Origin of the sequence: Streptomyces sp. NBC_00669 (assembly GCF_036226785.1) — a bacterium.
In the GTDB taxonomy this organism is placed as follows: Bacteria; Actinomycetota; Actinomycetes; order Streptomycetales; family Streptomycetaceae; genus Actinacidiphila.
This window is the reverse complement of sequence record NZ_CP109018.1, coordinates 2,385,802-2,399,961: the sequence shown is the minus strand read 5'-3', so window position 1 is coordinate 2,399,961 and position 14,160 is coordinate 2,385,802. Positions and strand designations below refer to the sequence as shown.

Genomic DNA, 14,160 nt, shown 5'->3' with positions numbered 1-14,160 from the left:
GGTGGTACTCGGGAGCGGCGCGCGGCATGCCGCGGCGGGGAGCCGCGCGGGCGGCCACTGACCGGCCTGTGGCCGGGGACTGGCGTCGGCCAGGATGGCGTGTAGCCGAAGGGGCGCGGGGAACTGCGCGGCCTGCCACCGGCCGGCCTGTGGTCGGGGACTGGCGTCGGCCAGGATGGCGTGTAGCCGAAGGGGCGCGGGGAACTGCGCGGGCAACCGGTCACCGGGTGGCACCCGGGAGCGGCGCCCGGCACGCCTTGGCGGGGAGCCGTACCGTACGCGCGGCGCTCCGCGGCGGGGAGCTGAAACGCTACAACCAGGTCGCGAACTCCAGGAGCAGCTCGCCGTCTTCGCGGCCACCGACCGCCAACCCCCACACGCCCGCCTCGACCGCACGGAAGAACGCCCAGCCGCGGAGCCGTTCCGGGTCCACCTCGAGAGAATCCGCCAGCTTCGCCAGGCGCCGCCGGGCCGCCGCCCGGGAACCCGGCTGCGCGGCGAGCGTGGAGAGCCGGTCCCGTACCAGCCACGCCAGGTCGTACGCCCGCTCGCCGACGAGCGGCTTGGGGTCGATCGCCAGCCATGGCATGCGGTCCCCGGCCAGCACGTTCCCGTGGTGGTAGTCGCCGTGCAGCAGCACCGCCTCGGGGGCGGTGCCGACCAGGCTCTCCCAGCGGGCCAGCGCCTCGTCGATCAGCGGCCGCGCGTCCTCGGCGTACGGCTGCCCGCGCCGCTCTCGCAGCAGCGGCACCAGCGCGCCGGTGTACTCCTCGACCGTGGTGAACGGGTGCGCGTCGGCGGGTGCCACCCACAGCCGCTGGAGCACCCCGGCGGCTTCGAGCATCGCCTTCGGTTCGGCGAGCGAGCGCAGCGACACGTCGGCGTGCAGCCGCTCCAGCAGCATCGCGCCCTGCTCCGGATCGGCCCGCAGCAGGCGTACGGCGCCGCGCCCGCCCCAGTGCGCGAGCGCCGCGTGCTCCTGCGCGGTCTCCCGGTTGACCATGCCGACCTTGAGCACCGCCGGCGTGCCGTCGTCCGTGCGGACCAGCACGATCATGCTGATCTGGCCGCCCGCGGCGAAGACCCGCTCCGCGGTGAGCCCCCACCGGTCGAGGTAGCCGGCGACGGTCTCCGGCAGCCGGGCCAGCCACGCGCGACCGGCCTCGCCCTCCCAGGCGGTGACGGTGCGGGTGAGCCGCTCGGGCGGTTCGAGGGCCAGGTCCGCCGACCGGTCGCCCTCGCCGCCGCCCTCGTGCGCCGCTGCGCTCATCGTGTCGCGTTCCCTCCGTCGTACGCCCCCTGCGGCCCGCCGGTCAGCGCTCCTCGGTCAACCCCGGGAAGGCTACGCCGCCGCCGGTCCAGCGCACGGCACGCACCGCCGCCTCGCGCAGCGCGCCCGCCGCGTCCTGCCGTATCCCGCCTATCGCCGCCGCCACCAGGTCGCCGTAGGCGCCCGCGACGTGCTCCTCCAGGTACCCAGCCAGCCGCAGCGCGTCGGCGGACCCGGTCACCGCGAAGGGGAGCCGGTAGCCGGCGGCAGCGGCCACCGGGACCGCGCCCAGGTCCGCCACGGTGCGGGCCATCGAGTCCCGGCGGGCGCGGTGCGCGTCGTACGCCTGCCGCGCCTCGGCCTTGCGGGAGTCGGCCACCTTGCCGCCGACCACGCTGTAGCCGTAGACGGCCGCGTGTTCTGCCGCGAGGGCGGCCTGCGCGGCGTCGACGATCGTGCTCACCGTGCGCTCACTTTCCGGCCGGGCGGCCGAGCAGGACGACATGGCCCGCGCCTGCCGCGGCCACCGAGGCGAGCAGCCGGGCGAGGGCGCCCGGCGCGTCGAGCAGTGTGGCGGACCGGCGGTCGGCGAGCGCGCGCTCGGCGGCGGCGAGCGCGGCCAGGGCCTTGTCGGCGGTGGCGGGCACGGCGGACGCCGAGCCCGTGGAGGTGGGAGTCGCCGGAGACCCCGTGCTGCTGTTGTTGCCGTTGCCGTTGCCGTTGCCGTTGCCGTTGCCGGACGCCGGAGACGACCGGGCGGCGGGGGCCCGGCCGCCGAAGGCCCGCACATGCGCGGCGGTGTCCGCCCGCAGCGGTGCCAGCCGCGCGGCCAGCGTCGGGTACGCCGCGATCACCGCGTCGTACCGCGCGACCAGTGCGGTGCTGTCCCGGGCCTCGCGTGCCTGCCGCGCCGCGTCCGGCGCGTCGTCGGCCCGCACGGCGGTGGAGGCACTGCCCCGGCCGCCGGAGCACCCCGCCACCACACCGACGGTTGCCATGGCCACGGCGCTACGCCGGGTCAGCTTCGGGATCATGACAGGGAGTGTAGGGGTGACGCGGCGGCATCCGGGCGGCCGCCCCGCAGCGCGTTCGGGGGGTGGTCGAACTCGGGTAAAGTGCGGTCCAACACGCGACCTTCCATGACAACAGCAGACGCGGCCGAGGAGTCACCCGGATGAGCACCACCCACAGCGAGAGGCTGCGCGCACTGCTTGAGCCGCTGGTCGGCGAGGCGGGACTGGAGCTGGAAGAGGTCACGGTGTCGGCGGCGGGCAAGCGCCGGCAGCTGATGGTCGTCGTGGACGCGGAGGACGGCGTGCAGCTCGACGCCGTGGCCGAGCTGAGCCGCGCGATGTCGCAGGCCCTCGACGCGTCCGACGCCATGGGCGAGACCGAGTACGTCCTCGAGGTGAGCTCACCCGGCACCGATCGTCCGCTGACCGAGCCGCGGCACTTCCGCCGCAACGCCGGCCGCCTGGTCAAGCTCCAGCTCAAGGAGCGCGGAGAGCTGATCGCGCGGATCATGGCGGTGGACGACGAGGGCCTCGACCTGGAGGTCCCGGGCGTCAAGGGCCGCAAGCCCAAGCCGGCCCGGGCGGACTTCGGCGAGATCGCCAGGGCGCGGGTCGAGGTCGAGTTCAACCGCAAGAGCGGCGGCGCCGACGACAGCGCCGACGACGAGGTGGACGACGAGACGGACGGCGGCGACGAGACCGTCGAAGACGAAGACGACGAGAGCACTGAGGAGGCGTAGCCGTGGACATCGACATGAAGGCCCTGCGGGGCTTGGTGACCGAACGGCAGATCTCGTTCGACCTGCTGGTCGAGGCGATCGAGTCGGCACTCCTCATCGCGTACCACCGCGAGCCGGGCAGCCACCGCCGGGCCCGGGTCGAGCTGGACCGGACCAGCGGTCAGATCACCGTATGGGCGACCGAGGACCAGGAGGAGGCGGGGGAGGGCGCCGAGCCGCGCGAGTTCGACGACACCCCCAGCGGCTTCGGCCGGATCGCCGCCTCCACCGCCAAGCAGGTGATCCTGCAGCGGCTGCGCGACGCGGAGGACGACGTCACCTTCGGGGAGTACGCCGGCCGGGAGGGCGACATCGTCACCGGCGTCGTCCAGCAGGGCAAGGACCCCAAGAACGTGCTGGTCGACATCGGCAAGCTGGAGGCGATCCTGCCGGTGCAGGAGCAGGTCCCCGGCGAGGACTACGCCCACGGCACCCGGCTGCGCGCCTACGTGGTGCGCGTCGCCAAGGGCACCCGCGGCCCCTCCGTGACCCTCTCGCGCACCCACCCGAACCTGGTGAAGAAGCTCTTCGCCCTGGAGGTGCCCGAGATCGCCGACAACTCGGTGCTGATCGAGGCGATCGCCCGCGAGGCCGGGCACCGTACGAAGATCGCGGTGCGCTCCACCCGCTCCGGGCTGAACGCCAAGGGCGCGTGCATCGGCCCGATGGGCGCCCGGGTGCGCGCGGTGATGGCCGAGTTGCACGGTGAGAAGATCGACATCGTGGACTGGTCGGACGACCCCGCGGACATGGTGGCGAACGCGCTCTCGCCGGCCCGGGTCTCCCACGTCGAGGTGGTGGATGCCGCCGCCCGGTCCGCCCGGGTGACCGTGCCCGACTACCAGCTCTCGCTGGCGATCGGCAAGGAGGGCCAGAACGCCCGGCTCGCCGCGCGGCTGACCGGGTGGCGGATCGACATCAGGCCGGACACCGAGCAGCAGGACTGAGCCGGCGGCCTCCGCCGGACCGGCGAGGCTGTGAGTTCCGGACGAACAAGCGTCCGTTGACCCACTCGAAGGAGTGAGGTTGGCGCGGGGAGGTAGACTAAAGGGTGTCTGGTCGGACGCTGACGTCAGCATGCCCGGAGCGAACGTGCATCGGCTGCCGTCAACGCGCGGCCAAGAGCGATCTGCTGCGTGTGGCGGTGAGCGGGGGCGCGTGCGTTCCCGATCTTCGCGGTACGCTGCCCGGTCGGGGTGCGTATCTGCATCCTGCCCTTGCCTGCCTCGACCTGGCGGTCCGCCGTCGGGCGTTCGCCCGGGCCTTCAAAGGACCGGTCGCGCCGGACACCGCGGAGTTGCGCCGGTGCGTCGAGCAGGCAGCCCCGTAGGAACCGGTAGAACCCGTAAGAAGCAGAACGGCACGGATGCACCGTGCGGTCAGGTACCTCGCGAGATGGAAGTAGGTCGAGATTGCGATGAGCACTCGATGAGTACGCGATGAGTACGCCCATGAAGTAGCGACGGTCCGGCGGACGATCACCCCGGACCTAAAAGGAGCGAAGTGGCTAAGGTCCGGGTATACGAACTCGCCAAGGAGATGGGAGTCGAGAGCAAGGTCGTCATGGCCAAGCTCCAGGAACTCGGCGAATTCGTCCGTTCGGCGTCCTCGACGATCGAGGCGCCGGTTGTCCGCAAACTGACTGACGCTTTCCAGGGACCCGGCGGCGGTAGCGCCGGCAAGTCCGCTGCGAAGCCGTCCGCGCCGCGCAAGACGGCGCCCTCCCCGGCGGCAGGCCGCCCGGGAGGCACCCCCAAGCCGGTCGGCCCCACCCCGGGTACGCCGGCCCGTCCGGCTGCCCCGGCGGCGCCCAAGCCGGCCGGCGGTCCGGTGACCCCGGCCGCCCCGAGCGGTGGCGCCACGCCGCCGTCCGGTTCCGGCCCGCGCCCCGGCCCCAAGCCGGCCCCGGCGCCCAAGCCCGCGCCGGCCGCACCCGTGCCCGCCGCGGAGTTCCAGGCACCCCCGTCCGCGCCCACGACCCCGGCCGCAGGTCAGGGTCAGGGCCAGGGTCAGGCAGCCCAGGGCCAGCGTCCCGGTGGCGCCGCGCCCGGTCCGCGCCCGGCCCGTCCGGCTCCGGCCGGCGGTCAGCGCGACGCCGGTCAGCGTGACGGCGGCCGCCCCGGCGGCAACCGCCCCGCGTCCGGGCAGGGCGGCCAGGGCGGTGCCCGTCCCGGCGCTCCGCGCCCGGCCGGTCCGCGTCCCGGCAACAACCCGTTCACGTCCGGCTCCACCGGCATGCCGCGCCCCGGTGGCGCGTCGCGTCCCGGCGGCGGCCAGGGCGGTGCCCCGCGTCCCGCGGGTCCCGGCGGCGGCGCCCCGCGCCCCGGCGGCACCCCGCGTCCCGGTGGCGGTCAGGGCGGCCCCGGCGGCTCCCGTCCGTCCCCGGGCGGCATGCCCCGCCCGCAGTCCTCGGGCCCGCGCCCGAACCCGGGCATGATGCCGCAGCGTCCCGCGCCCTCCACGGGCGGCCGTCCCGGCGGTCCCGGTGGGCGTCCCGGCGGCGGCCCCGGTGGCCGTTCCGGCGGTCCCGGTGGGCGTCCCGGTGGCGGCGGCGGCTTCGCCGGCCGTCCGGCCGGTCCCGGTGGCGGCGGTCGTCCCGGTGGCGGCGGTGGCGGCTTCGGCGGTCCCCGTCCCGGTGGCGGTGCCCCCGGCGGCGGTGGCGGCTTCGGTCCGCGCCCCGGCGGCTTCGGCGGACGTCCGGGCGGCCCGGGTGGCCGTGGCGGAACGCAGGGCGCCTTCGGTCGCGGCCCCGGTGGCCGTCCGGCCCGAGGCCGTAAGAGCAAGCGTCAGCGGCGCCAGGAGTACGAGGCCATGCAGGCCCCGTCCGTGGGCGGCGTGCTGCTGCCCCGCGGCAACGGCCAGACCGTGCGCCTGTCGCGCGGTGCCTCGCTCACCGACTTCGCCGAGAAGATCAACGCCAACCCGGCGTCGCTCGTCCAGGTGATGTTGAACCTCGGCGAGATGGTCACCGCCACCCAGTCGGTGTCCGACTCCACCCTGGAGCTGCTCGCCGGCGAGATGAACTACGTGCTGGAGATCGTCAGCCCGGAGGAGGAGGACCGCGAGCTGCTCGAGTCGTTCTCCATCGAGTTCGGTGAGGACGAGGGCGGCGAGGACGCCCTGGTCTCCCGTCCGCCGGTGGTGACCGTCATGGGTCACGTCGACCACGGTAAGACCCGCCTGCTCGACGCGATCCGCAAGACCAACGTGGTCGCGGGCGAGGCCGGTGGCATCACCCAGCACATCGGTGCCTACCAGGTCGCCACCGAGGTCAACGGCGAAGAGCGCGCGATCACCTTCATCGACACCCCTGGTCACGAGGCGTTCACCGCCATGCGTGCCCGTGGTGCGAAGTCCACCGACATCGCGATCCTCGTGGTCGCGGCGAACGACGGTGTGATGCCGCAGACGATCGAGGCGCTCAACCACGCCAAGGCCGCGGACGTACCGATCGTGGTCGCGGTCAACAAGATCGACGTCGAGGGCGCCGACCCGACGAAGGTGCGCGGTCAGCTCACCGAGTTCGGCCTGGTCGCCGAGGAGTACGGCGGCGACACCATGTTCGTCGACATCTCCGCCAAGCAGGGCCTGCACATCGACAGCCTGCTGGAGGCCGTGGTCCTGACCGCGGACGCCTCGCTCGACCTGCGGGCCAACCCGAAGCAGGACGCGCAGGGCATCGCGATCGAGGCCCACCTTGACCGCGGCCGCGGCGCCGTGGCGACCGTCCTGGTCCAGCGCGGCACCCTGCGGGTCGGCGACACCATGGTGGTCGGCGACGCGTACGGCCGGGTCCGGGCCCTGCTCGACGACAGCGGTGCCAGCGTGGAGGAGGCGGCTCCGTCGACTCCGGTGCTGGTGCTCGGTCTGACCAACGTGCCCGGCGCGGGCGACAACTTCCTCGTCGTCGACGAGGACCGCACCGCCCGGCAGATCGCCGAGAAGCGTGCCGCCCGCGAGCGGAACGCGGCGTTCGCCCGCAAGGGCCGCAGGTTCTCGCTGGAGAACCTGGACGAGGCGCTCAAGGCCGGTGAGGTGCAGGAACTCAACCTCATCATCAAGGGCGACGCGTCCGGTTCGGTCGAGGCGCTGGAATCGGCACTGCTCCAGCTCGACGTCGGCGAGGAGGTCGACATCCGCGTGCTGCACCGTGGCGTGGGTGCGGTCACCGAGTCCGACATCAACCTGGCGACCGGCTCCGACGCCATCGTCATCGGCTTCAACGTGCGCGCCGCCGGGCGTGCCACCCAGATGGCCGAACGCGAAGGCGTCGACGTCCGCTACTACTCGGTGATCTACCAGGCCATCGAGGAGATCGAGGCGGCGCTCAAGGGCATGCTCAAGCCCGAGTACGAGGAGGTGGAGCTCGGCACCGCCGAGATCCGCGAGGTCTTCCGCTCCTCCAAGCTCGGCAACATCGCCGGTGTGCTGGTGCGCTCCGGCGAGGTCCGGCGCAACACCAAGGCCCGCCTGCTGCGCGACGGCAAGGTCATCGCGGAGAACCTCAACATCGAGGGCCTGCGCCGCTTCAAGGACGACGTCACCGAGATTCGTGAGGGTTACGAGGGCGGTATCAACCTCGGCAACTACAACGACATCAAGATCGACGACGTCATCGCCACCTACGAGATGCGGGAGAAGCCGCGCGGCTGATCCCACGGCTCGCCGACGGCGGGCAGCACCACCGGTCCGGGGCCGGTCGACGGCAGAAAAGCCGTCGATCGGCCCCGGCCGTCGCCTGTACCGTTCACAGTCATGTATGTAGGAACGCTCCGCTTCGACCTGCTGCTCGGTGACGTACGGTCGCTGAAGGAGAAGAGGTCCGTCATCCGCCCGATCGTCGCCGAGCTGCACCGCAAGTTCGCGGTGAGCGTGGCCGAGACCGGCGACCAGGACCTCTACCGCAGGGCCGAGATAGGGATCGCGACGGTGTCCGGCGACCTCGGGCACGTCAAGGACGTACTCGACCGGTGCGAGCGCTGGATGGTCGCCCGCCCGGAGGTGGATCTGCTGTCGACACGGCAGCGTATCCACGGCGGCGACGACGACTGACCGGACGACGGACCGAACCAACCGAGTGAAGAGAGAAGAACACGATGACCGACACCGCGCGGGCGCGAAAGCTGGCGGACCGCATCCGGGTCGTGGTCGCGGAGACCCTTCAGCGGCGGATCAAGGACCCGCGGCTGGGGTATGTGACGATCACCGACACCCGGGTCACCGGTGACCTGCGGGAGGCGACGGTCTTCTACACGGTCTACGGGGACGACGAGGAGCGCGCCGCCTCCGCCGCCGCCCTGGAGAGCGCCAAGGGCGTGCTGCGCTCCGAGGTCGGCCGGCAGACCGGGGTGCGGTTCACCCCGAGCCTGGCGTTCGTCGCCGACGCGCTGCCCGACAACGCCCGCACCATCGACGACCTGCTGGCCAAGGCCCGCGCGGCCGACGAAGAGGTGCGCAAGACCGCCACCGACGCCCAGTACGCCGGCGAGGCGGACCCGTACCGCAAGCCGGCCGAGGACGACGACCTCGACGACGAGGCCGGCACCGAGGGCGCGGAAGCCGCCTCGGACGACGACGGCCCGGCCGCCGCGGCCGGCGACGAGGACGGTCGCACCCAGGCATGAGTCCCAGGAAGGAAGGCCCGTCGGGCTTGGTCGTCGTCGACAAGCCCGGCGGGCTCACCTCGCACGGCGTGGTGTCCCGGATGCGCCGGCTGGCCGGCACCCGGCGAGTCGGCCACGCGGGCACCCTCGACCCGATGGCGACCGGTGTGCTGGTGATCGGCGTGGAGCGCGCCACCCGGCTGCTCGGCCACCTCGCGCTCACCGAGAAGGAGTACGCCGCCACCATCCGGCTCGGCCAGTCCACGGTCACCGACGACGCCGAGGGCGACGTCACCTCCGAGGCGTCCGCCGCCGACGTGACCCGGGCCGCCGTGGACGCGGGGGTCGCCGCGCTCACCGGGGCGATCCTCCAGGTGCCGTCCAAGGTCAGCGCCATCAAGGTCAACGGGGTGCGGTCCTACACCCGGGTGCGCGAGGGCGAGGAGTTCGAGCTGGCCGCCCGGCCGGTGACGGTCAGCGCCTTCACCGTGCGGGAGATGCGGGTGCCCGACGGCGCGCCCGGCCTGCTGGACCTCGACGTCACCGTGACCTGTTCCTCCGGCACGTACATCCGCGCGCTCGCCCGCGACCTGGGCGCCGGCCTCGGTGTCGGCGGCCACCTCACGGCGCTGCGCCGCACCCGGGTCGGGCCGTACGACCTGACGGGGGCGCGCACGCTGGAGCAGCTGGAGGAGTCCTTCGAGGTGCTGCCGATCGAGCGGGCCGCGGCTGCCGCCTTCCCCCGCTGGGACGTCGACGCCGACCAGGCCCGGCTGCTCGGCAACGGGGTCAGGATCGGTACTCCGGCGCTCGGCGCGGGCACCCACGCGGCCTTCGGGCCCGACGGCCGCTTCCTCGCGCTGGTCGAGGAGCAGCAGGGCCACGCGAAGATCGTGGCGGGCTTCGCGCAGTAGCCGGCAGGGTGCGGGCGGGTACGGGAACGCCTTCCCGTACACCGGCCCTGCCGGGCGCGGGGAGGTCCCGCCGTACACCGGCCCTGACGCGTGCGGGAGGTCCCGCCGTACGTCTACGCCTGCCCTGCCGTGCGACGGGACCGCCTGTCCCCTTGGCGGCCCCGCCCCACGACCCCCTCCAACCCCCCTGAGCTGTCCTTGTCCACCCGAGCCCCCGAAATCACCCGGATGGCCGGGCGCTCGGAGTGAACGGAGGGTCGCACGGGGGGCGCGTTCTTCCGGCGATCTTGGCGCCGGATCTTCCGCCACCTACCGTCGATAGCGGGACGAAACGGGGCGCAGGGGGGCGCGGGCGGAGTGGGGGAGAGCCGGTCATGGCAGCGGTGCGCAGTGGTGGCAGGACCCGGGCGTGGGCCGGGTGGGCCGGGCATGCCGGCGAACAGGCCGGCGGACGAACCGGCGCGCAGGACGGCGCGGGCGGCGCCGGCGGTGGCGCGGGCGCGCTGATCCGGGTCTGCGACCTGGCCGGACGGCCGCGCGGCACCGGCTTCCTCGCCGACCGCGACGGCACGCTGATCACCAGCCACGAGGCGGTCGACGGCCTCGCGCGACTGGTGCTGCACGCCCCCGGCGAGCAGGTGTGCCTGGTCGAGGCCGAGGCGGTCACCCCGCTGCCCGGGTGCGGGCTCGCGCTGGTCGCCACCGAGGGCCTCGACGTACGCCCCCTGCCGATCGCGCCCGCGGGTCCCGGGCACCCCGAGCGGCGGGCCGTGCTGCGGCTGCCGCAGGCCGCCGCGGCGACCGTGCTGGGCACCACCGCGGTCACATACACCGCGACCGACCGCTTCCATCTGATCGAGGGCGTCTACGAGTTGGCGCTCGACGGCGCCGACCTGGCCGAGGCGGGCCCGCAGGCGTCCGGCACCCCGGTGGTCGACGCGGCGACCGGCGCCGTCCTCGCGGTGGTGGTGACCGCCCTGCACGCCGGGCACCGCGCCGGCGGCTTCGCGGTGCCGCTGCACGCCGCGTCTTCGCCCCCTCCGCTGGCCGAACTGGTCGCCCGGGCCGCCGCGACCGTGCCGGCGTACGGCCCGCACCTGAACCTCGCGGGCGCCCTGCACCTGGCCGCCACCAGTGTCGGCTCGGCCGGCAGCGCCCCGGAACCCTGGCGCGACCCGGTGGCCAGACCCCGGATCGCCGCCGCGCTCGACGACTTCCTCGGCCGCCGCGGCGAGGCCGCGCCGCTCGCCCTCGGCCTGGTCGGCGAGCCCGGCACCGGCCGCAGCACCGAACTCGCCGCGCTGGCCGCCCGCCGCCACGAAGCCGCCCACCCGGCCCCGACGGTCTGGCTGCGCGGCGCGGAGCTGCGCCCGGGCGACGGCAGCGTCAAGGACGCCGTGGAACGCGCGTTGCGCACCGCAGCCCGGGTGGTCAGCGCGGCCGGCCACGCCCCCGGCGAGCCGCAGCACCCCCCGCTCGCGTACGGCATGGCCGATCCCACCGAGGACGTCGCCGTCCTCGCCCGCACCGCCGGCCGCCCCCTGGTCGTCCTGCTCGACGCACCCGAGGAGATGCCGCCCGTCCTCGCCCACGAACTCGCCGGGTGGGCCGCCGCCACCGCCGGCTGGCTGCGGACCAGCCGGGCCAGGCTGGTCGTGGCGTGCCGACCCGAGTTCTGGGAACAGGCCGGCGCGATGCTGCCGGCCGAGCTGCTGTACGTGCCGGGGGCGCGCGGGGGCGAGGGCGCGGAAGCCGAACCCGGCGCGCCCGTACTGCCGTTGCCGCCCTGCGTGCGGCTGGGGGACCTGGCGGGGACGGAGGCGGCCGAGGCCCGCGAGCGGCACGGCCTGCCCGACGCCGCCCTGCGCCCCCGGGACGCCGGGCACCCGCTCACGCTGCGGCTGCTGTCCCAGGTGCGGGCCGCGCTCGGCGAACTCGCCGAGGAGGGGCCGGCGCCGAGCCGCGCGGAGGTGTTCGCCGCGTACCTGGACGCGGCGTGCCTGCGGATCGCGGTGCGGCTGGGCGCCGCGACACCGACCTCGCCGCCGGTACGCGGCCGGGGGCTGCGCCGGCTGGCCGCCCGGGTGGCCGGGCAGGCCCACGAAGCGGCCCGGCGCTGCCTGGGCCCGGGGCAGGGGGAGCTGGACCGGGAGGCGTTCGAGGAACTGTTCCCGTGGCGTACGGGGTGGGCGTCCGCGGTGCTCGCCGAGGGCCTGCTGGTGCCGGCCGGGGCGGGATACCGCTTCGCACACGAGGAGTTCGGCGACTGGGTCCAGTCCCTCCACCTGGACCTGGCGACGGCCCTGAACGCCCTGGTGCACCGCTGGTCGCCGTCCGCCGGGCACCCCGTGCCGCCGCTCGTGCCGGGGGACGCGCCCGTGCGGCTCCCGTCGCGGGCGGGTGGGCGGTCCGCCGGGGCCGGCGGCGGCTCGGGGGCCGGCGTTGGGGTGTACGGCGGGGCGTACGGCCGGTCGGTGCCGGTGCCGCCGGTGCCGCCCGCGCCGCCGGTCGGCCCCTCCGGCCGCCCCCGCTCGCTGCCCGTGCCGAGGCACCGGGCCGGGCCGGTGGTGGGCGCGCTGCTGCTCGCCTCTCCGGAGTCGCGCGCGGCGCATCTCGGGGCGCTGGTCGAGGTGCTGGACGACGGGCGGCCCGGGTGGGCGGGACCGGCTCACCCGCCGGTGCGGCCGGTGGGCCCGCCGACCGCGGCCGCGACTGCGGCCTGGGGTCGCCATCCGGCCGGACCGGAGCCGGGAGGCACGGACCTGGACGCGGACACGGTGCCCAACGTGCGGGGCCGGGCGCTCGTCCCCGCGCGGGTGGCGGAGCCGGCGCCGGGGGAGCCCTGGGGGGCCGGGCGGGCGTCGCTGGTGCCCGCGGTGGCGCCCGGCGCGGACCGGCGCCGGACCGAGGCCCAGTGGTGGGCCGCGCACCTGCTGCGGGAGGCGCTGCTGCGGGTGGAGGACGCCGGGCCCCTGCTGCCCGTACTGCGCGCGCTGGCCGGGCGGATCGTGGTGCGCTCGATCGCGGCCGGCGGTTTCGTCCCCGAACGCCTGGGCGCTCTGGGCGAGTTCGGGCCGTGGTTCTGGCGGGCGGTGCCGCTGGCGGAGCCGGACCGGCTGGAACTGCTGAGGGTGCTGCTCCCGGCGGACGGGCCGCCCGGCGCCGGGCGGGAGGACCGCTTCCTGGGCGTGGTGTCGGATCTGGTGCGCGAGCAGGGCGGGCAGGCGGTGCCCGAGGTGTGCGGGTGGTTCGACGACGACCGGCCGCTCCAGGCGGCGCACCCGTTCGCGGTCGGCGGGCGCCTCACCGTCGCCTCCGCCGCGCAGGCGCTCCTGCACACCCACAGCCGCCGCGCCCCCGACGCGCTGACCGAGGCGCTGGTGGACGCCGGGCACCCCGGCGCCGACGCGGTGCTCGTCGCGCTCGCCGAGGACCATCCGGGAGCGATCTGCCGGGCCGTCGACCGCTGGGCGCACGACCCGCGCCCGGACCGCCGGGTCGCCGCTGCCACGTACGGCGCCCGGGTCGCGCGCTTCGCCCGCGGGCCCGCCGATCGCGAACTGCTCCGGTACGCGGCGCTCGCGCTGCTCGCCCGGGCCGACGAAACCGGTCTGCACGGCGCGGCGTTGGGAGTGCTGGTCCGCGACCCCGCGACCCGGGTGCGCTATCTGCCGGCGGCGCTGCGCGGGTTCGCCGCGGGCGATCCGGGCCTCGCGCCCGACGCGCTGGTCGAAGCGATGGACACGCACCCCGAGATGGTGCTCGACGCGTTTCGGACGAGGTTGCGCGCCGCGGGCGGTGACGGGGGCGAGAGCGAGAGCGAGAGCGAGGGCGCGTGCGAGGGCGTCGGGGAGGGTTCGGCGGGCGCCGAGGCCGGGCGTCGTACGGCGTTGCGGGCGGCCGAGGTGCTGGCCGCGCTCGCCGCCGTCAGGGAACCAGTGCTCGCGCGCAGGGCCGCCGTCCTCGTCCAGGACCACCTCCAGCAGCACCCGGAGGCCGCGCCCGACGTCGCCCGCTACCTCGACCTGCGGCTCGAACACGGCCCCGGCGCAAGGCCGTTGCTGCGCACCCTCACCGCCGCCCTGCTGCGCGACCACCCCGCACCGATCAGGTCGGCCCTGCTGCCGGTCTTCGCCACCCCCGGCACCCACCTGTCCCAGCCGCTGCGCCACGAACTGCTCGACGCCGCCCTGGAGACCGAGCGCGACCCCGACGTGCTCGCCGCGCTCCTCTCCGCCGCGGCCCTCGCCGCCCCCACGCAACACCCCCTGCTCACCCGCGACCTCGTCCACCGCCTCGCCCTGCTGCTCACCCGCACCCCCCAGGGCGCCGCCCGCTTCGACCGCACCGTGGTCGCCCTCGCCGCCGAGCACCCCTCCTTCGCCCACCTGCTGCGCACCTGGCTGACCGACACCACCTGGGACACCCTGCTGGGCCCGAGCGCCCGCCATGACCTCCTCGTCGCCTCCTGAGCCCGCCCGGCCACCGCGTCCACCGTTGCCCTCGCGCGCCCAACTACCCGCGCCGGCCGCCGGGTTCTCCGTCCCGACGGTGGGGATGGCCGGAACGGATCGGTCGGAG

At 75.4% G+C, this 14,160-nt stretch carries 11 protein-coding genes; 8 read left to right on the top strand and 3 right to left on the bottom strand.

From position 1 onward, the window contains the following. Nucleotides 1-310: 310 nt before the first annotated feature. From OG896_RS09470 to OG896_RS09460, 3 genes are read right to left on the bottom strand one after another with little or no spacing between them, the layout of a single operon-like run. On the bottom strand, nt 311-1,270 hold the full coding sequence (locus OG896_RS09470) for an aminoglycoside phosphotransferase family protein (protein WP_329364124.1): 960 nt from the start codon (nt 1,268-1,270) through the stop codon (nt 311-313). A gap of 43 nt (nt 1,271-1,313) precedes the next feature. Then, on the bottom strand, nt 1,314-1,775 hold the full coding sequence (locus OG896_RS09465; protein ID WP_329364123.1) for a ferritin-like domain-containing protein: 462 nt from the start codon (nt 1,773-1,775) through the stop codon (nt 1,314-1,316). After that, nucleotides 1,741-2,304 (bottom strand): hypothetical protein, encoded by a 564-nt coding sequence (locus OG896_RS09460; RefSeq protein ID WP_329364122.1) that lies wholly within the window; start codon nt 2,302-2,304, stop codon nt 1,741-1,743. Before OG896_RS09460 ends, OG896_RS09465 begins: the two co-directional genes overlap by 35 nt. A 140-nt stretch (nt 2,305-2,444) precedes the next feature. Here OG896_RS09460 and rimP point away from each other — a divergent pair, with 140 nt between their 5' ends. From rimP to OG896_RS09420, 8 genes are all read left to right on the top strand, one after another. Then, nucleotides 2,445-3,023, top strand: coding sequence for a ribosome maturation factor RimP (gene rimP, locus OG896_RS09455; RefSeq protein WP_329364121.1), 579 nt, complete (start codon nt 2,445-2,447; stop codon nt 3,021-3,023). A gap of 2 nt (nt 3,024-3,025) precedes the next feature. Beyond that, nucleotides 3,026-4,009, top strand: coding sequence for a transcription termination factor NusA (nusA, locus tag OG896_RS09450; protein WP_328470110.1), 984 nt, complete (start codon nt 3,026-3,028; stop codon nt 4,007-4,009). Between the two features lie 104 nt (nt 4,010-4,113). Beyond that, a complete protein-coding gene (locus OG896_RS09445; protein ID WP_328470112.1) occupies nt 4,114-4,392 on the top strand; it encodes a YlxR family protein in 279 nt (92 codons plus the stop codon). Between the two features lie 173 nt (nt 4,393-4,565). Continuing rightward, complete coding sequence (gene infB, locus OG896_RS09440) at nt 4,566-7,715, top strand: translation initiation factor IF-2 (protein ID WP_329364120.1); 3,150 nt, start codon at nt 4,566-4,568, stop codon at nt 7,713-7,715. Nucleotides 7,716-7,817: 102 nt separating this feature from the next. Continuing rightward, nucleotides 7,818-8,114 carry a DUF503 domain-containing protein gene (locus OG896_RS09435; RefSeq protein WP_328470118.1) on the top strand — a complete coding sequence of 99 codons (297 nt, stop codon included), beginning with the start codon at nt 7,818-7,820 and terminating at the stop codon, nt 8,112-8,114. Nucleotides 8,115-8,158: 44 nt separating this feature from the next. After that, complete coding sequence (gene rbfA, locus OG896_RS09430; protein ID WP_329364111.1) at nt 8,159-8,686, top strand: 30S ribosome-binding factor RbfA; 528 nt, start codon at nt 8,159-8,161, stop codon at nt 8,684-8,686. Further along, nucleotides 8,683-9,579 carry a tRNA pseudouridine(55) synthase TruB gene (gene truB, locus OG896_RS09425; RefSeq protein WP_329364110.1) on the top strand — a complete coding sequence of 299 codons (897 nt, stop codon included), beginning with the start codon at nt 8,683-8,685 and terminating at the stop codon, nt 9,577-9,579. Before rbfA ends, truB begins: the two co-directional genes overlap by 4 nt. Nucleotides 9,580-9,953: 374 nt before the next feature. Next, the gene (locus OG896_RS09420; RefSeq protein ID WP_329364109.1) at nt 9,954-14,051 is read left to right on the top strand and encodes a serine protease; all 4,098 of its coding nucleotides are present in this window, start codon (nt 9,954-9,956) and stop codon (nt 14,049-14,051) included. Nucleotides 14,052-14,160 lie beyond the last annotated feature (109 nt).

Bases quoted from the DNA above. Each gene is read 5' to 3' on its own strand.
- OG896_RS09460 (WP_329364122.1), bottom strand. From the start codon at position 2,304: ATGATCCCGAAGCTGACCCGGCGTAGCGCCGTGGCCATGGCAACCGTC.
- rimP (WP_329364121.1), top strand. From the start codon at position 2,445: ATGAGCACCACCCACAGCGAGAGGCTGCGCGCACTGCTTGAGCCGCTG.
- rbfA (WP_329364111.1), top strand. From the start codon at position 8,159: ATGACCGACACCGCGCGGGCGCGAAAGCTGGCGGACCGCATCCGGGTC.
- truB (WP_329364110.1), top strand. From the start codon at position 8,683: ATGAGTCCCAGGAAGGAAGGCCCGTCGGGCTTGGTCGTCGTCGACAAG.
- OG896_RS09435 (WP_328470118.1), top strand. From the start codon at position 7,818: ATGTATGTAGGAACGCTCCGCTTCGACCTGCTGCTCGGTGACGTACGG.
- OG896_RS09470 (WP_329364124.1), bottom strand. From the start codon at position 1,270: ATGAGCGCAGCGGCGCACGAGGGCGGCGGCGAGGGCGACCGGTCGGCG.
- OG896_RS09420 (WP_329364109.1), top strand. From the start codon at position 9,954: ATGGCAGCGGTGCGCAGTGGTGGCAGGACCCGGGCGTGGGCCGGGTGG.
- OG896_RS09465 (WP_329364123.1), bottom strand. From the start codon at position 1,775: ATGTCGTCCTGCTCGGCCGCCCGGCCGGAAAGTGAGCGCACGGTGAGC.